This is a genomic window from Paraburkholderia phymatum (assembly GCF_040965635.1).
GTDB lineage: Bacteria > Pseudomonadota > Gammaproteobacteria > Burkholderiales > Burkholderiaceae > Paraburkholderia > Paraburkholderia phymatum_B.
In genome coordinates, this window is sequence record NZ_JBFRCH010000012.1 from 135,226 (window position 1) to 151,619 (window position 16,394).

The following is a 16,394-nucleotide window of genomic DNA, read 5'->3' on the forward strand; positions in this document are numbered from 1 at the left end:
AAAGCCATGAATGAAAACGACGGGAGGACGAGTGTTCATGCTCTTTTCTGTCCTTTGCGTCGATTCTGTGTCTGCTTCAGTTCTGCCTCGAGTTCATCCATTTCCAGACGGTGCGTGCGGTCGTGATCGAGAAGTTCGCGCACAAGCTCTTCGAGCGTCATGCGCCTCGTGCCGTCGCGCAGGCCGCAACGCGCGAGTTGCTCGGGCTTCAGCTTCTTGAGCATCGTGCATAGATGCTTGCGCGATTGCGCGAACGCGTTGACGGCTGCCGTCATGTCCTGATGCAGATAGTCGCGTTCTTCCGCGAGTACCGTTCCGTCGACGGAATCGATTACGGGCAGATGCCGGGTCCTGACTGCCGCGATCCGGTCTGCAAAGATCGCGTCGAGATCGCGCAAGTGACAGGCGTGCTCGACGGGCGCAAAGCCCGTGCCCTTCGGCCGCTGTGACCACTGAGCATTGGAAACGCGCGAGGCGAAACCGGAGACGGCGGCGGGCATCTGCGAGAGCGCTTCGATAACGCCTGCGAATGGCAGCAAGATCGGCTGCGGGCTGAATACCGCGCCATAGCTGAACAGCGCACCGCCGACACGTCCGCGCGCGTGCGTGACTTCGTGGCCATGCTGCCGCATGACTTCCGCGATCATTGCGCCGCAGAACTGACGCGCCGTCGTGTCCTGTTCGACCTCCGGGAATTTCTCCTCGATCTCGTTCGTGACGGCGGCGATAGCCGCAACGCCCGCGCGCGAGAGAGCGGCAAACTCGATGTAGCGGTTCGCCCCGACGAGCAGTCTTTCGAGCTGCTGTCCGAGCGGGGTCGTTCTGAAGCGGTCGAAGCGGGAGTGCATGGGGAGCCGATCTGCCGGGAGCGAGTAACGTCACAAACCGATACGTTACTAGACAAGGGCACGTCAAGTCATGCCACACGTCGATTCACGTTCGTAGACCGCTTTCCGCGTACCGTACTCGCGCAAGCGCAACTAACTGTCTGCCCCGCAACTCGCTTCCCACGGCTGCTACGCAGCTACACAGGTCTACAGGCCGTGAGGCCAGTACACCCGATTCACGCGCCGCACAAGAGCCGAGCCGGCAGCGCGTGAAAGTAAAAACGCGCCAACCTCTCCCGTCACCCTCACCGACACATATTCGACGACAGTGCTAGTCTTTCCGCTGATTGTGCGTTGGCCGGGACAGCGAACTCCGGCGCTTCATAGAAGCTCCGAGTGCAACACGGTGGGCGGCAGGCGGCACTCACGCGCTGTGCTTGCATCGAGCTTTCGCGCTCCAGTGCCAGAGCGCACCAGCGCACAAACCGCCCGCCGACCTGCCCAATCGATACAGACGACCGATGCGAGGTAACGTGCATGAACACACCATCAAGCAATGACGTTGTCTTTCTGTTCGATGTCGACAACACACTGCTCGACAACGATCACGTGCTGCAGGATTTGCGGATGCACATGATGCGCCAGTTCGGCAAGGCAAACAGCTCGCGCTACTGGCAGATCTTCGAAGGCCTGCGCGGCGAACTCGGATATGCGGACTATCTCGGCGCATTGCAGCGCTATCGTCATGAGCGTCAGGACGACACGCAGCTATTGCTGATGTCGTGCTATCTGATCGACTATCCGTTTGCCAACCGCATTTTTCCAGGCGCGCTCGATGCGCTTCGCTACGCGAGCCAGTTCGGCAAGACGGCGATTCTCTCGGATGGCGATGTCGTGTTCCAGCCGCGCAAGGTGTCGCGCGCAGGACTGTGGGACGAAGTAGAAGGGCGGGTGCTGATCTACATCCACAAGGAACAGATGCTCGACGACGTGATCGCGCACTTTCCCGCACGCCACTATGTGATGGTCGACGACAAGCTGCGCATCCTTACGGCAATGAAGGAGCAATGGGGCGACCGGCTGACCACGATCTTTCCGCGGCAGGGTCACTATGCGCTCGACGAAGCTGAGACCGCGAAGTATCCCGATCCCGACATCACGATCGAACGGATCGGCGAACTGACGTCGATCGACTTCGACGGATTGACGGCGAAGAGACGCAACTAGAGCAGACGAAGCAAGACGCGGACGATACGCGCGTCAAGCACGTTCAGCACATCAACCGGGCCGAACGTTCATTCGCTCATCCAGCCGCCGCTCAGATCGCTACCCTGCAACAGCTCGAGCAGCGTGCCTCGTCCGATGTGCCGAGACGCACACGCCCCTTCAGCCGTGGCTTGCGAAACTGCGACTCCGCGCGATTGATGGCTTGCAGGATCACGTTGGCATGCACGAGCAGCGCTTCGCCATCGGCTGTCATCGCGAGCGAATGGGTATCGCGCGTGAAAAGCCGCCTGCCGACGCTCTCTTCGAGGCGCCGGATGTGTTCGCTTACGCTCGACTGATTCAGGCCGAGACGCTTGCCCGCTTCCGTGAAGCTGCGGCAGTTCGTGACGGTCGCGAATGTCTTGAGCCAGAGTGGATTGAGCATCGCGCATTGTCATCGGCTTTTGCGATGACAGTCAACGCCTTCAGGCGGCTTCCCGATTGCCATTGAAATCGATACCATGACTGCTGACGTGGACGAACCGGCCATCAGAAACACAGCGGGCCCGATTCGCGAAACGCCCGAAATGCCCGAAATGCCCGTCTCCGAGGTGCGACCACCGCGACGCCGAAATACATACGTGCTGAGCGCAGGCGTATGAGCGGCCGGGTCGCACCTCTGCGAACTTCATCATGACCCGGGACTCATCACACACCGCGCTACTCTGGATCGTCGCCGCTGCATTCTTCATGCAGGCGCTGGACACGACGATCGTCAACACCGCGCTGCCTTCCATCGCGCAAAGCCTGCACGCATCGCCGCTTGCGATGCAGCCCGTCGTCGTCGCGTACACGCTGACAATGGCGCTGCTGACGCCCGCATCCGGCTGGTTCGCGGATCGCTTCGGCACGCGCCGCGTCTATTTCGCCGCGATTCTCGTCTTCGTGCTGGGCTCGCTGTGCTGCGCCGGGGCGCAAACCCTCGATCAACTCGTCATCGCGCGCGTGCTGCAAGGCATCGGCGGCTCGATGCTGCTGCCCATCGGACGGCTTGCCGTGCTGCGCCGCGTGCCCGGCGAGCAATACGTGTCGGCACTGGCGTTCGTGTCGGTCGCGGGACAGGTCGGGCCGATCGTCGGTCCGACGCTGGGCGGCTGGCTCACGCAGACCATTTCGTGGCACTGGATTTTTCTCGTCAACGTTCCCGTCGGCGCGATCGGGCTCTTCGCCGTGCAACGCTATCTGCCGCACGATCACGCGACGCATCCGCCGCCATTCGATTTCATCGGATGCGGACTGCTCTCGCTCGCGATGATCCTGCTTTCGCTCGCGATCGATCCGCCGATGAGCACGCATCGCATCGAATGGTCGGCGGGTCTCGCGGCGGCCGGCGTCGTTGCCGCGCTCGCGTACATTCCGCATGCTCGCTCGTTCGAGCGGCCGCTCTTCAGGCTCGCGCTGTTCAGCGAACCGGACTTCAGCGTCGGACTCGCCGGCAATCTGCTGTGCCGGATCGGATCGAGCGCGGTGCCGTTCATGCTGCCGCTATTGATGCAGGTGCAGCTCGGCTATTCGCCGTTGCGTTCGGGTCTGATGATGCTGCCCGCCGCGATTGCGGGCACTGTCTCGAAGCGATGGATCGCGCCGCTGATCAAGCGCTTTGGCTACTCGGCGTTTCTAGCCGTCAACACGGTGATCGTCGGCTCGACGATCGTGGCGTTCGCGCTGGTGTCGAAGCACTCGGCGCCGTTGCTGGAAATCGTGCTGCTTGCCGTGTTCGGCGCGGCGAACTCGATGCAGTTCGCCGCGATGAACAGCGTGACGCTCAAAGGTTTGTCGCATGCGGACGCGGGCAGCGGCAACAGTCTCTTCTCGATGGTGCAGATGCTGGCGATCGGCCTTGGCGTGTCGATCGGCGGCGGGCTCGTCAACCTGTTTTCCGCGCAATGGGGCTCGGCGTCGACGGGCTTCATGCTCAGCTTCGTGTGCGTCGGCCTGATCACGCTGCTGTCGGCGCTCGTGTTCCGTCGGCTCGACGTGCCGCCCGCGCGGCCTGCCGTCGCGGCGCGCGCGCGCACGGCGCGCTGATCGTGCGCCGCTGAACATCAATGGGCGTCGTGCGTATGCCGCGCCCGCTCGACGAGATGATCGACCATTCGCTGCGCCGCGGGCTGTAGCGATTCGAGATCGCGAAAGCACACGACGAACCTCCGCTTCGCCCATTCGTCCGTCAACGGAATCACGCGCACATCGAGAATGCGCGCATACGTATCGCCGACCACCTGCGGAATCACGCTGATGCCGAGCTTCGCGGCGACCACGCGAAACGCCGCATCGAAGTTCGACACGACCGCTCTGTACGACACGGTGCCGCCTGCGCGCGCGGCGGCGCGTTGCATCATCATGTGCACGGCCGTCGATGGCGGCAGGCCCACGTGCTCGTAGCCGAGCGTCTCCGCGAAGCGCAGTGTCGAGCGCTTCGCGAGCGGATGATCGGGATGCACGGCTAGCGCGAGCCGGTCCTCGCGATACGGCCGATGCTCGAGCCCTTCGAGATCCACGTTGTCCCAGCACACGCCGACGGACGCCGCGCCTTCGCGCAGCCGCCGCACTAGATCGTGCGACAGCCACTCTTCGACATGCACGCGGATGTTCTCGTGCGCGGGCATGCTCATGAACGACGCGACATCGTCGAGCAGGCTTTCCGCAATCGCCGACGCCGACGCGCACACGCTCACACTGCCGCGCAGGCCGCTGCCGAATGCGGCGATATCGCTCGCGATCCGGTCCATCGTGAACAGCACGTTGCGCGCGTGTTCGAGCAGCGCGACGCCGGCGGGCGTCGGCAGCACGCCGCGTCGCGAGCGGGTGAAGAGCGGCACGCCCAGATCGCTTTCGAGCTGCGCGATCCGCTTGCTGACGGCGGAAGGCTCGATATGTTCGTCGTGCGCGGCGCGCGCCATGTTCTTGTGCTCGCAGACGGCCACCACGAGCCGCAATGTCTTCAGGTCGATGTCGCGCAACGGTTGTCTCCTGTCGGCGCTGAATTGGCGCTTTATCGCGTTGCCCCCGTCGATGCCAGAGGATCGCGCTGCGTTTCCGTTTCGGAAATCTGGCGCTTCCAAAATAGCGCTTTATGTATCGGATGGAATGTCTAAAGTTAGCACAACGCCGGCATTCGCAAAGACCGGCATGCAACACTGGAGATACCCTCGATGCCCTCATTCCCCTCCCGCGTCGTGATCCGCGAAGTCGGCTTGCGCGACGGGCTGCAAAGCATTCAGACCGTGCTGCCCACGGAAAAGAAGATCGAATGGATCGCCGGCGCGTATGCGGCCGGCCAGCGTGAAATCGAAGTCGGCTCGTTCGTGCCTGCACGCCTGTTGCCGCAACTCGCGGACACGGTGGAACTCATCGCGTATGCGAAGACGCTGGCCGGTCTGTTCGTCTCGGTGCTCGTGCCGAACCTGAAGGGCGCCGAGCGCGCGATCGACACGCAAGCGGACCTGATGCTCGTGCCGTTATCCGCGAGTCGCGAGCATAGCCTTGCGAATCTGCGCAAGACGCCCGACGAAGTGATCGCAGAAGTCGCGCGCATTCGTGCCGCGCGCGACGCAGCGGGCTCGAAGACGCTGATCGAAGGCGGCATCGGCACTGCGTTCGGCTGCACGATTCAAGGCCGCGTCGACCAGGACGAAGTACTGCGCTGCATGCAGGCGCTACTCGATGCGGGCGCGGACCGCGTGAGCATCGCGGATACCGTCGGCTATGCGAATCCCGCCGCCGTGCGCGATCTGTTCGAGAAAGCGCGGCGCGTGGCGGGCGAACGTTTCTGGTGCGGCCACTTCCACGACACGCGCGGCCTCGCGCTCGCGAACGTGTATGCCGCGCTCGAAACGGGCGTCACGCGCTTCGATGCGACGCTCGCCGGCATCGGCGGCTGTCCGCATGCGCCGGGCGCGAGCGGCAACGCATCGAGCGAAGACCTCGCGTTCATGCTCGCGGACATGGGCATCGAAACGGGCCTCGATGTCGAACGGCTGCTCGCGCTGCGCGCGAAGGTCGCGCAGTGGCTGTCGAACGAAACGCTGCACGGCACGCTATGGCTCGCGGGCTTGCCGAAGACATTCAACGGCGGTGCGAAGCGCGCCGCGAATCCCATCGTTACCGCCTGAGGTTCAACATGAGCACATCCAGCCGGCTGCCTCTCGAAGGCGTGCGCGTCATCGAATTCACTCATATGGTCATGGGGCCGACGTGCGGGATGATCCTCGCGGATCTCGGCGCCGAAGTCATCAAGATCGAACCGCCCGGCGGCGACAAGACGCGCAAGCTGCCGGGCCTCGGCATCGGCTTCTTTCGCACGTTCAACCGCAACAAGAAGAGCGTCGTGCTCGACATCAACACGCCCGACGGTCACGCAGCCGCTGAAGAGCTGATCGGCCAGTGCGACGTGATGCTCGAAAACTTCCGGCCGGGGTTGATGGAGAAGCTGGGCCTCGACTATGACACGCTGTCGAAGAAGTTTCCGCGCCTGATCTATGTGTCGCACAAGGGCTTTTTGCCTGGGCCTTATGAAAAGCGGCTCGCGCTCGACGAGGTCGTGCAGATGATGGGCGGTCTGTCGTATATGACGGGGCCGGCGGGGCGTCCGCTGCGCGCGGGCACGTCGGTGAACGACATCATGGGCGGCATGTTCGGCGCGATCGGCGTGCTGGCCGCGCTGCGCGAACGCGATTTCACGGCGCGCGGACAGGAAGTGCAAAGCGCGCTGTTCGAGAACTGCGTGTTCCTCGCCGGCCAGCATATGCAGCAGTACGCGATGACGCATGAAGCGCCGCCGCCGATGCCGTCGCGCGTCTCCGCATGGAGCGTGTACGACGTGTTCACGCTCGCGAACGACGAGCAACTGTTCATCGGCGCCGTTAGCGAAAGGCAGTTCCTCACGCTGTGCGATGTGATCGGCCGGCCGGATCTCGCGAGCGAGCCGCAATTCGCGGACAACGCGATGCGCGTGGCCGTGCGTCCCGAACTGCTCGCGCGTCTTGGCGACATCCTGAAGCACCATCGCGCCGACGAACTCGCGGCAAAGCTCGAAGCAGCGGGCATTCCCTATGCGCACATCGTGCGCCCCGATCAACTGTTCGACGATCCGCATCTGAAGCAAAGCGGCGGACTCGTGCCGATGCAAACCGACGACGGCGGCACGACAGAAGTGGTCCTGCTGCCTCTGACGATGGGCGGCCGGCGGCCAGGCGTGCGTCAGGCGCTGGCGAAAGTCGGCGAGCACACGCAGGAGATTCTTTCGCGACTGACGGGGCGCGCCACTGCGTGATTGCGTCGACGAGCGGGAGAACGGAGATCAACTGATATCAACGAAGCATCGACCATCAGGCATCTAAAGCGATCCGACAACTGATGGCGCATTTCAGGAGACAGACAACTATGCAGCGCACGATACCCGCGACAGCGGACGATCCCCCTTTTGCTCCCTCCGAAACGCAGACCAATCTGCGCGCGGCGGCGGCATTGTCGGCGCGAATGGACCGCTTGCCCGTCACGCGTTATTTGTGGATGCTCGTCCTGCTGATTTCACTCGGCGGATTCTTCGAGGTCTACGATCTGATCTTCACCGGCTACATCGCGCCGGGGATGGCGAAGAGCGGTTTGCTCAAGACGACGACGGATTCGTTCTTCGGACTTCAGGGCATCGCGGGCTTCATTGCGTCGACGTTCGCGGGGCTGTTCGTCGGCACGTTCTGCTTCGGCTGGCTGCCGGACCGTTTCGGGCGTCGCAAGGTGTTCACGGTGTCGCTGCTTTGGTATTCGGTCGGCTCCGCGATACTGGCATTTCAGCACACGCCTGAAGGGCTGATCTTGTGGCGCTTCATCACGGGCATCGGCGTCGGCATCGAAATCGTGACGATCGACAGCTACGTCACCGAGCTGGTGCCTCAGCACATGCGGGGCCGAGCGATGGCGTTCAACCAGGCGGTGATGTTCGCGGCCGCGCCCGCCGCTGCCATCCTGTCGTACTGGCTCGTGCCGACCACGTTCGCCGGCATCGACGGCTGGCGATGGGTCGTGCTGATCGGCTCGGCGGGCGCCGTGATCGTGTGGTTCATTCGTCTCGTCGTGCCGGAGAGCCCGCGCTGGCTCGCGAGCCATGGGCATGTCGAAAAGGGCGACCGCGTGGTCAGAAAGATGGAAGCGATGGCCGTGCGTCAATCGGGTCGCGCATTGCCAGAGCCGCTGCCTGCCGTCGAAGTGCCCGCGCATCGCCGCGCGTCGCTCGCGGAATTGTGGCAGCCGCCGTATCGCTCGCGGCTCATCATGTTGATCGTCTTCAACTTCTGCCAGGCGATCGGCTATTACGGATTCGCGAACTGGGTGCCGACGTTGCTGATCGGACAGGGCATCACGGTGACGAAGAGCCTGCTTTACTCGTTCATCATCGCGATTGCATTGCCTTCGGGACCGTTGCTCGCGATGCTGTTCGCCGACAGGCTCCAGCGCAAATGGCTGATCGTGGGCTCTGCGTTTGCAGTCGTCGTGTTCGGGCTCATGTTCGGGCAGATGAAAGCCGTCGTGCCGCTAATCGTGCTCGGCGTGCTCATCAGTCTCGCTGGGCAGACCATCTCCGTTTGCTATCACGCGTATCAGGCCGAGCTATTCCCGACGCGCATCCGTTGCCGCGCAAACGGGATCGTCTATTCGGCGAGCCGCATCGGCGCAATGATGTCGGGCTTCATCATCGCTCACCTGTTGCGCGAGTTTGGCGTCGCGGGTGTGTTCGTCGGCATTACTGCGTGCATGATCGTCGTGATGATTTCGATCGGCGCGTTCGGGCCGAAAACGAATGGCGTCCGGCTCGAAGAGCTTTGCCGTTGAGGCCGCATTAATCGCTAGAAGCAAGAACGCCGGCCGGGTCTTTGGCGACCCGGCCGGCGTTTTGTCGTCATGCAATGGCTAAGCGCAGGGAATTACGCGCGGCCTGCCTTCAGTTGCAAACGGAACTTGTGCAGCAACGGTTCCGTATAGCCGCTCGGCTGCGCGCAGCCTTCGAAGACCAGCGAGCACGCCGCCTTGAACGCAGTCGAAGCATCGAAGTTCGGTGCCATCGGCTTGTAGTTCGGATCGCCTGCGTTTTGCTGATCGACGACCTTCGCCATGCGCCGCAAGGTTTCCTTCACGAACTCCGGCTCGACGACGCCGTGACGCAGCCAGTTCGCGATGTGCTGGCTCGAAATGCGCAGCGTCGCGCGGTCTTCCATCAGGCCGACGTTGTGGATGTCGGGCACCTTCGAGCAGCCGACGCCCTGATCGATCCAGCGCACCACATAGCCGAGGATGCCCTGTGCGTTGTTCTCGACTTCCTGGCGGATCTCGTCGTCGTTCCATTGCGCGCGTTCGACGACGGGAATGGTCAGCAGCCCGTCGAGCAGTTCGTCGCGCACGCTTGCGAAGTCCGTGCGCTCCAGTTCCTTCTGCACGGCCTGCACGTCGACCTGATGGTAGTGCAGCGCATGCAGCGTCGCGGCCGTGGGCGACGGCACCCATGCCGTATTCGCGCCTGCCTTCGGATGACCGATCTTCTGTTCGAGCATCGCCTTCATCAGGTCGGGCATAGCCCACATGCCCTTGCCGATCTGCGCGCGGCCGCGCAGGCCCGCGGCGAGGCCGACCAGCACGTTGCTGCGCTCATACGCGGCGATCCACTTGCTCGACTTCATATCGCCCTTGCGCATCATCGGGCCGGCTTCCATCGAACTGTGCATCTCATCGCCTGTGCGATCGAGGAAGCCCGTGTTGATGAACGCGACGCGCGCCGCTGCCTCGCCGATACATGCGGAAAGGTTCACGCTCGTGCGACGCTCTTCATCCATGATGCCCATCTTGATCGTGTTGCGTGCGAGCCCGAGCAGATCTTCGACGCGCGCGAACAGCTCGCTCGCGAACGCGACTTCAGCGGGGCCGTGCATCTTCGGCTTGACGATGTAGATGGAGCCCGTGCGCGAATTGAGCTTGTGCGTGCGGTCGTGCAACGCGCACAGCGTCGTGACGACGGCGTCGAGAATGCCTTCGGGAATCTCGTGGCCGTCGCGATCGAGCACGGCCGGGTTCGTCATCAGATGGCCGACGTTGCGGATGAACAGCAGCGCGCGTCCATGCAGCCTGACGGCCTGCGATTGGCCATTAGCGCCCGTGTACTCGCGGTCCGCGTTCAGGCGGCGCGTGAATGTCTTGCCGCTCTTCGTGACTTCTTCCGTCAGCGTGCCGACCATCAGGCCGAGCCAGTTGCGATAGAGCTGCACCTTGTCGTCGGCATCGACGGCGGCAACCGAGTCCTCGCAGTCGATGATCGTGCTGACAGCCGCTTCCATCAGCACGTCCTTGATGTGCGCGGGGTCCGTCTTGCCGATCGAGTCGTTTGCATCGATCTGGATTTCGAAGTGCAGGCCGTTGTGCTTGATCAGCACGGCCGACGGCGCATTCGCATCGCCCTGATAGCCGACGAACTGGGCGGGATCTTCCAGCGTGGTCGCGCCGCGCTTCAGCGCGACGCTGAGCTTGCCGTTCTCGACGCGGTAGCCGGTTGCATCCGCGTGCGAGCCGTTCGCGAGCGGAGCGGCATTGTCGAGGAACTTGCGCGCATACGCGATCACGCGCGCGCCGCGCACCGGGTTGTACTTCGCACCGCGCTCGGCGCCATCGGTTTCGTCGATCGCATCGGTGCCATACAGCGCGTCATACAGGCTGCCCCAGCGCGCATTCGCCGCGTTCAACGCGTAACGCTGGTTCGACAGCGGCACGACCAGCTGCGGGCCCGCCTGTTCGGCGATTTCGCGGTCGATGTTCTCCGTGCTGGCCTTCGCGGTCGCAGGCACGGGCACGATGTAGCCGATGCTTTCGAGGAAGCTGCGATACGCTCGCAGGTCGCGCACCGGGCCCGGATTCGCGCGATGCCATTTGTCGAGTTCGACCTGCAGGCGGTCGCGTTCGGCGAGCAGCGCGCGGTTCTTCGGCGCGAGGTCGTGAACGATGGCATCGAAACCGGCCCAGAATGCGGCGCTATCGACACCGGTTCCAGGCAGGGCTTCCTTTTCGATGAACTGTGCGAGGTTCGCGGCGACCTGCAATCCGCCGCGTTGAGTCATTTGGGTCATGGGCTGTTCCAAGGGGCAAGATTTCGACTAGCTTCGGGGCGGCGTTCAACCATTCGTACTGGTGGCAACGGCCGCGGCACCGGCCTTTGCCACTTGCGCATCCTGATCGGCCTTCACGCCGGAAACACCGACGGCGCCGACCACCTGACCATTTACCACAACGGGCACGCCGCCTTCCAGCGTACCCGAGAGCGGCGCGCTCAGGAACGCGGTGCGGCCGCCGTTGATCATGTCTTCATACTGTTTCGATTCGCGGCGGCCCAGCGCGGCCGTGCGGGCCTTTTCGGTCGCGATGTAGGCGCCGATGGGCGCGCAGTTGTCGAGGCGCAGCAGCGCCAGTTGATGGCCGCCGTCGTCGACGACGGCAATGGCCACGGCCCACTGGTTGCGTTCGGCTTCGGCGCGCGCCGCTTCGATGATTTTCGTCGACTCGGCGACCGTCAGAACGGATTTTGTCTGCATGTTGCGTTTCCTGAAACGATTGAGGTGACTTCCATCTACAGACCGGTCGCGAGTCGCGGATCGACATGACAGGCGGCGCACACACGCACGATTTACGCGCGAGCGAGGTCCAGTCTTATATATGACTTGGGGTCCATTGTTCCGTGTTCTGCGCTGCTTGTCGACCCGGTGGAACACTGGTCTTACCAGTTTTTCTGTCCCCATGTAAGGCCTTGTCGCTGCACAGCAAGCGAATGCAAGCGCCGCGCCAGGGAAAACCCGCGCTGACCACCAATGCGCTTGACCATCGGTCGAGCTGCGCGAATACTACTAATATGTTAGTGAATTAACGGATGCAGCCAGGCCATGTTCGTAGTCCACGATCACCGGATTCATCTCGAAGGCGAACCGCTCGCACGCGATGTCGATTCGCCCACCGTGAGCGCGTTGCTCGCGGACGGAAAGACCTGTCGTCCGCCAGTGTGCGGCACGGTCTATGGCACGTTGCTGAACGATCGTGGCGTGCTCGATGCGCTAGGCGACGCCGTCCATGCTGTGCCGTACAAGGCGCCGCCAAAGGCGCCTGTTCTCTACGTGAAGCCGCGCAACACGCTGGCAGGGCACGGCGCGCGTGTCGTCGTGTCCGACGATGAGCATGGCGTGCAGGTCGGCGGATCGCTCGGCATCGTGATCGGACGCACGGCGTGTCGCGTGAGTGTCGAGCAGGCGTTGGGGTTCGTCGCCGGATACACCATCGTTGCCGATCTTTGCGTGCCGCATGCAAGCTTTTATCGGCCGTCGGTGCGGTTTCGCGCGCGCGATGGCTTCTGTGTGATCGGTCCCGCCGTGGCCGCGCGACGGCACGTGGCCGATGCGGATGCGCTGCGTATTTCAATCAGCATCGAAGGAAAGCGCGCTTTCGATGCGAGCACTTCTACCTCGATTCGCAGCGTCGCGCGATTGATCGCCGATGTGACCGATTTCATGACGCTTTCCCCCGGCGATGTGCTGACACTGGGTGTCCCGCACGACGTGCCCGTCGCGCACGTCGGCGACAAGGTGAGCATTGCGATCGGCGCATGGACGCCGTTGCGCTTCTCGACGACATCGAAAGAAGGAGGCGAACGATGATGCGCGGCCGTGTTGCTTATGCAGGCGCCATTCACGAGGCGTATCCGCACGAGCGGGGTGTGAGGCTTGCCGATGGCCGGCTCTGTCGCGAAGAAGAAGTCGTATGGCTTGCACCTATCGAACCCGCCACGATCTTCGCGCTCGGTCTGAATTACGCGGAGCACGCGAAGGAACTGCAATTCTCGAAGCAGGAAGAGCCACTCGTGTTTTTGAAGGGGCCGGGCAGCGTGATCGGTCATCGAGGCGTGACGCGCCGTCCCAACGATGTGACGTTCATGCACTACGAGTGCGAACTCGCCGTGGTGATCGGCCGGCCCGGGAAAGAAGTGAAACGCGATGAAGCGATGCAATATGTTGCGGGCTACATGATCGCGAACGACTATGCGATTCGCGACTATCTGGAGAACTACTATCGCCCCAATCTGCGCGTGAAGAATCGTGATGGCGGAACGGTGCTCGGCCCATGGTTCGTCGATGCCGCCGATATTGCCGATGTCGCGCAGCTCGAGTTGCGCGCCTACGTGAACGGCACGCTGCAACAAAAGGGCAATACGCGCGACCTCGTCACCGATATTCCCTCGCTGATCGAATATCTGAGCAGCTTCATGACGCTCGCGCCCGGCGACGTCATTCTGACGGGCACGCCCGAGGGCATCGTCAATGTGAATGCGGGCGACGAGGTCGTTTGCGAGATCGATGGCCTTGGTCGTCTCGTCAACGTGATCGCTTCCGACGCGGATTTCAACCGCGACTGACTCTTTGGGACCTGCCAATGCGAATCGAACATCTGATCAACGGCCAATCGACGAAAGCGCGTGACTACTTCGAGACTGTGAATCCGGCGACGCAAGAAGTACTGGGCGAAGTCGCGCGCGGCACCGTCGAAGATATCGACGCGGCTGTGCGCGCAGCGAAAGACGCGTTTCCCGCATGGGCCGCCAAGCCCGCAGCCGAGCGCGCGAAACTCGTGCGCAAGCTCGGTGAGCTGATCTCGAAACATGTGCCCGAAATCTCCGACACGGAAACGCGCGACACGGGTCAAACGATTTCGCAAACGCGCAAGCAACTGGTGCCGCGTGCCGCCGAGAACTTTGCGTATTTCGCGGAGATGTGCACGCGCGTCGACGGCCATACGTACCCGACCGATTCGCATCTGAACTACACGCTGTTCCATCCCGTCGGCGTGTGCGCGCTGATTTCGCCGTGGAATGTGCCGTTCATGACGGCTACGTGGAAGGTCGCGCCGTGTCTCGCGTTCGGCAATACGGCCGTGCTGAAGATGAGCGAGTTGTCGCCGCTCACGGCCTCGATGCTCGGCAATCTCGCGCTCGAAGCGGGCATTCCCGCGGGCGTGCTGAACGTCGTGCACGGCTATGGCAAGGAAGCGGGTGAACCGCTCGTCGCGCATCCCGATGTGCACGCCATTTCGTTTACGGGTTCGACTGCGACGGGCAATCGCATCGTGCAGACGGCAGGCTTGAAGAAGTTCTCGATGGAACTGGGCGGCAAGTCGCCGTTCGTGATCTTCGACGATGCCGATTTCGAACGCGCGCTCGATGCCGCCGTGTTCATGATCTTCTCGAACAATGGCGAGCGCTGCACGGCGGGCTCGCGGATTCTCGTGCAGAAATCGGTCTATGCGAAGTTCGCGGAGCGTTTTATCGAACGCACAAAGCGTCTCGCGGTTGGCGATCCGCTCAGCGAGAGCACGATCATCGGCCCGATGATCAGCCAGGGGCATCTCGCGAAAGTGCGCAGCTATATTGAGCTAGGGCCGAAGGAAGGCGCGACGCTCGCGTGCGGCGGTCTCGATGCGCCATCGGTGCCCGACGCGCAGAAGAAAGGCAACTTCGTCGCGCCTACTGTATTCGTCGATGTCGACAACCGAATGAGGATCGCGCAGGAGGAAATCTTCGGACCCGTCGCGTGCCTGATTCCGTTCGACGACGAAGCGCATGCTGTTCGCCTTGCCAACGACATTTCGTACGGACTGTCGAGCTATGTATGGACCGAGAACTCGGGGCGCGCGCATCGCGTGGCCGCCGCAATCGAAGCGGGTATGTGCTTCGTGAACAGCCAGAACGTGCGCGATCTTCGCCAGCCGTTTGGCGGCACGAAGGCTTCAGGTGTTGGACGCGAAGGCGGCACGTGGAGCTATGAAGTGTTCCTCGAACCGAAGAACGTGTGCGTATCGCTCGGCTCGCATCATATTCCGCGCTGGGGCGTTTGAATTTTTGTGCGCCGATTTTTTGCAGGTAGCGATTCAGCTCTGCATGGGACTGGAGTAAGCACTAAACAAAGGAGACCGCGATGGGCAAGCTCGCACTGGCCGCCAAAGTCACGCATGTGCCTTCGTTGTATCTATCCGAACTCGATGGACCGCACAAAGGCTGCCGTGAGGCGGCCATCGACGGACATCATGAGATCGGCCGGCGCTGCCGCGAACTGGGTGTCGATACGATCGTCGTGTTCGATGTGCATTGGCTCGTGAATAGCGAGTACCACATCAATTGCGCGCCGAAATTCGAAGGCATCTATACGAGCAACGAACTGCCGCATTTCATCAACAACATGGCGTATGCGTATCCGGGCAATGTGAGGCTCGGCCAGCTGATTGCCGAAGTCGCGAATGAAATGGGCGTGAAGACCCGCGCGCATAGCGAGACCTCGCTCGACCTCGAATACGGCACGCTGGTGCCGATGCGTTACATGAATGCGGATCAGCGCTTCAAGACGGTATCGATCGCGGGATGGTGCATGTGGCACGATCTGCCGACGAGCGCGCGCTTCGGACTCGCGGTGCGCAAGGCAATCGAGGAACGCTATGACGGTACCGTCGCGATCCTTGCGAGCGGCTCGCTCAGCCATCACTTCGCGAACAACGGCACGGCCGAGCAGTTCATGCACAAGGTGTGGGACCCGTTTCTCGAACAGACCGACCGGCACGTAGTGTCGCTATGGGAGAAGGGCGACTGGAAGACCTTTTGCGGCATGCTGCCACTCTACAACGAGAAATGTTGGGGCGAGGGCGGCATGCACGACACGGCGATGCTGCTCGGCGCACTCGGATGGGACCGCTACGAAGGCAAGGCCGAAGTGGTGACGCCTTATTTCGGCAGTTCGGGCACAGGGCAGATCAACGCGATTTTTCCCGTGACGCCATTGCCGGTCTGATTGCTCGAAGGAGTCTGAACGTGCCACATCTCACGCTCGAATACAGCGCCAATCTGGCGACCGACGACAGCATCGGTGCGCTGTGCGGAAAGCTCGCGAAAAGCCTCGACGCGCAACGCGAGAACGATCAGCGCGTTTATCCGCTGGGGGGCATACGCGTTCGCGCGCTGCGTTGTGAGGAGTACTGCATCGCGGACGGCGGAGAAGATGCCGCCTTTCTGCATGCGCACCTGAAGATCGGCGCGGGCCGCTCGGAAGCCGTAAAGAAAGCGACAGGCGATGCGCTATTCGATGTCATCAAGCTGCACTTCGCCGAAGCGTTCGACAAGCAGGGCCTTGCGCTATCGCTCGAAATCAGCGAATTCAGCGAAGCGGGCACCTGGAAGCACAACAATCTGCATGCTCGCCTGAAGGGCTGAGCGCGACAGCTTTGCATGGGACGGGAGTT

The 16,394-nt window shown here is 62.5% G+C and carries 14 protein-coding genes and 1 pseudogene; 10 read left to right on the forward strand and 5 right to left on the reverse strand.

What is annotated here, in order from left to right; translation table 11 throughout:
* Window positions 1-35 precede the first annotated feature (35 nt).
* Window positions 36-848, reverse strand: a complete 813-nt coding sequence (locus AB4Y32_RS21440) for a DinB family protein (RefSeq protein WP_368723265.1) — start codon at window positions 846-848, stop codon at window positions 36-38.
* A 516-nt stretch (window positions 849-1,364) separates the two neighbouring features.
* Between AB4Y32_RS21440 and AB4Y32_RS21445 the strand changes: the two genes are divergently transcribed.
* The gene (locus tag AB4Y32_RS21445) at window positions 1,365-2,054 is read left to right on the forward strand and encodes an HAD family hydrolase (protein ID WP_368723266.1); all 690 of its coding nucleotides are present in this window, start codon (window positions 1,365-1,367) and stop codon (window positions 2,052-2,054) included.
* A gap of 127 nt (window positions 2,055-2,181) precedes the next feature.
* Here the strand turns inward: AB4Y32_RS21445 and AB4Y32_RS21450 are convergent.
* Window positions 2,182-2,478 (reverse strand): annotated as a pseudogene (locus AB4Y32_RS21450) (LysR family transcriptional regulator); the annotation flags it as partial.
* A gap of 248 nt (window positions 2,479-2,726) precedes the next feature.
* Here AB4Y32_RS21450 and mdtD point away from each other — a divergent pair.
* On the forward strand, window positions 2,727-4,121 hold the full coding sequence (mdtD, locus tag AB4Y32_RS21455; protein ID WP_439899818.1) for a multidrug transporter subunit MdtD: 1,395 nt from the start codon (window positions 2,727-2,729) through the stop codon (window positions 4,119-4,121).
* Between the two features lie 17 nt (window positions 4,122-4,138).
* On the opposite strand, the gene AB4Y32_RS21460 is transcribed toward mdtD, so the two are convergent.
* Entirely contained in the window at window positions 4,139-5,056 is a 918-nt protein-coding gene (locus tag AB4Y32_RS21460; protein WP_368723267.1) for a LysR family transcriptional regulator, read from the reverse strand.
* Between the two features lie 192 nt (window positions 5,057-5,248).
* Between AB4Y32_RS21460 and AB4Y32_RS21465 the strand changes: the two genes are divergently transcribed.
* From AB4Y32_RS21465 to AB4Y32_RS21475, 3 genes are all read left to right on the forward strand, one after another.
* On the forward strand, window positions 5,249-6,208 hold the full coding sequence (locus AB4Y32_RS21465; RefSeq protein WP_368723268.1) for a hydroxymethylglutaryl-CoA lyase: 960 nt from the start codon (window positions 5,249-5,251) through the stop codon (window positions 6,206-6,208).
* Window positions 6,209-6,216: 8 nt separating this feature from the next.
* Window positions 6,217-7,368 (forward strand): CaiB/BaiF CoA transferase family protein, encoded by a 1,152-nt coding sequence (locus AB4Y32_RS21470; protein ID WP_368723269.1) that lies wholly within the window; start codon window positions 6,217-6,219, stop codon window positions 7,366-7,368.
* Window positions 7,369-7,478: 110 nt separating this feature from the next.
* Window positions 7,479-8,924: an MFS transporter gene (locus tag AB4Y32_RS21475; protein ID WP_368723270.1), complete on the forward strand. Its 1,446-nt coding sequence runs from the start codon at window positions 7,479-7,481 to the stop codon at window positions 8,922-8,924.
* 92 nt (window positions 8,925-9,016) lie between these two features.
* Here AB4Y32_RS21475 and AB4Y32_RS21480 read toward each other — a convergent pair whose 3' ends face one another.
* Window positions 9,017-11,200 carry a malate synthase G gene (locus AB4Y32_RS21480; RefSeq protein WP_368723271.1) on the reverse strand — a complete coding sequence of 728 codons (2,184 nt, stop codon included), beginning with the start codon at window positions 11,198-11,200 and terminating at the stop codon, window positions 9,017-9,019.
* 45 nt (window positions 11,201-11,245) lie between these two features.
* Complete coding sequence (locus AB4Y32_RS21485) at window positions 11,246-11,662, reverse strand: heme-binding protein (protein WP_368723272.1); 417 nt, start codon at window positions 11,660-11,662, stop codon at window positions 11,246-11,248.
* Between the two features lie 345 nt (window positions 11,663-12,007).
* Here AB4Y32_RS21485 and AB4Y32_RS21490 point away from each other — a divergent pair, with 345 nt between their 5' ends.
* The 5 genes from AB4Y32_RS21490 to AB4Y32_RS21510 all read left to right on the forward strand — a co-directional run bounded on the left by AB4Y32_RS21490 (window position 12,008) and on the right by AB4Y32_RS21510 (window position 16,365).
* A complete protein-coding gene (locus tag AB4Y32_RS21490) occupies window positions 12,008-12,772 on the forward strand; it encodes a fumarylacetoacetate hydrolase family protein (RefSeq protein ID WP_368723273.1) in 765 nt (254 codons plus the stop codon).
* A complete protein-coding gene (locus tag AB4Y32_RS21495) occupies window positions 12,769-13,527 on the forward strand; it encodes a fumarylacetoacetate hydrolase family protein (protein ID WP_368723274.1) in 759 nt (252 codons plus the stop codon). Before AB4Y32_RS21490 ends, AB4Y32_RS21495 begins: the two co-directional genes overlap by 4 nt.
* Window positions 13,528-13,544: 17 nt before the next feature.
* On the forward strand, window positions 13,545-15,002 hold the full coding sequence (hpaE, locus tag AB4Y32_RS21500; RefSeq protein ID WP_368723275.1) for a 5-carboxymethyl-2-hydroxymuconate semialdehyde dehydrogenase: 1,458 nt from the start codon (window positions 13,545-13,547) through the stop codon (window positions 15,000-15,002).
* Window positions 15,003-15,082: 80 nt separating this feature from the next.
* Entirely contained in the window at window positions 15,083-15,946 is an 864-nt protein-coding gene (hpaD, locus tag AB4Y32_RS21505; RefSeq protein WP_368723276.1) for a 3,4-dihydroxyphenylacetate 2,3-dioxygenase, read from the forward strand.
* A 20-nt stretch (window positions 15,947-15,966) separates the two neighbouring features.
* Window positions 15,967-16,365: a 5-carboxymethyl-2-hydroxymuconate Delta-isomerase gene (locus tag AB4Y32_RS21510; protein WP_368723277.1), complete on the forward strand. Its 399-nt coding sequence runs from the start codon at window positions 15,967-15,969 to the stop codon at window positions 16,363-16,365.
* Window positions 16,366-16,394: the final 29 nt, after the last annotated feature.

Coding starts and splice junctions, on each gene's coding strand:
- AB4Y32_RS21440 (WP_368723265.1), bottom strand. CDS start 848: ATGCACTCCCGCTTCGACCGCTTCAGAACGACCCCGCTCGGACAGCAG.
- AB4Y32_RS21445 (WP_368723266.1), top strand. CDS start 1,365: ATGAACACACCATCAAGCAATGACGTTGTCTTTCTGTTCGATGTCGAC.
- mdtD (WP_439899818.1), top strand. CDS start 2,727: ATGACCCGGGACTCATCACACACCGCGCTACTCTGGATCGTCGCCGCT.
- AB4Y32_RS21465 (WP_368723268.1), top strand. CDS start 5,249: ATGCCCTCATTCCCCTCCCGCGTCGTGATCCGCGAAGTCGGCTTGCGC.
- AB4Y32_RS21470 (WP_368723269.1), top strand. CDS start 6,217: ATGAGCACATCCAGCCGGCTGCCTCTCGAAGGCGTGCGCGTCATCGAA.
- AB4Y32_RS21475 (WP_368723270.1), top strand. CDS start 7,479: ATGCAGCGCACGATACCCGCGACAGCGGACGATCCCCCTTTTGCTCCC.
- AB4Y32_RS21480 (WP_368723271.1), bottom strand. CDS start 11,200: ATGACCCAAATGACTCAACGCGGCGGATTGCAGGTCGCCGCGAACCTC.
- AB4Y32_RS21485 (WP_368723272.1), bottom strand. CDS start 11,662: ATGCAGACAAAATCCGTTCTGACGGTCGCCGAGTCGACGAAAATCATC.
- AB4Y32_RS21490 (WP_368723273.1), top strand. CDS start 12,008: ATGTTCGTAGTCCACGATCACCGGATTCATCTCGAAGGCGAACCGCTC.
- AB4Y32_RS21495 (WP_368723274.1), top strand. CDS start 12,769: ATGATGCGCGGCCGTGTTGCTTATGCAGGCGCCATTCACGAGGCGTAT.
- hpaE (WP_368723275.1), top strand. CDS start 13,545: ATGCGAATCGAACATCTGATCAACGGCCAATCGACGAAAGCGCGTGAC.
- hpaD (WP_368723276.1), top strand. CDS start 15,083: ATGGGCAAGCTCGCACTGGCCGCCAAAGTCACGCATGTGCCTTCGTTG.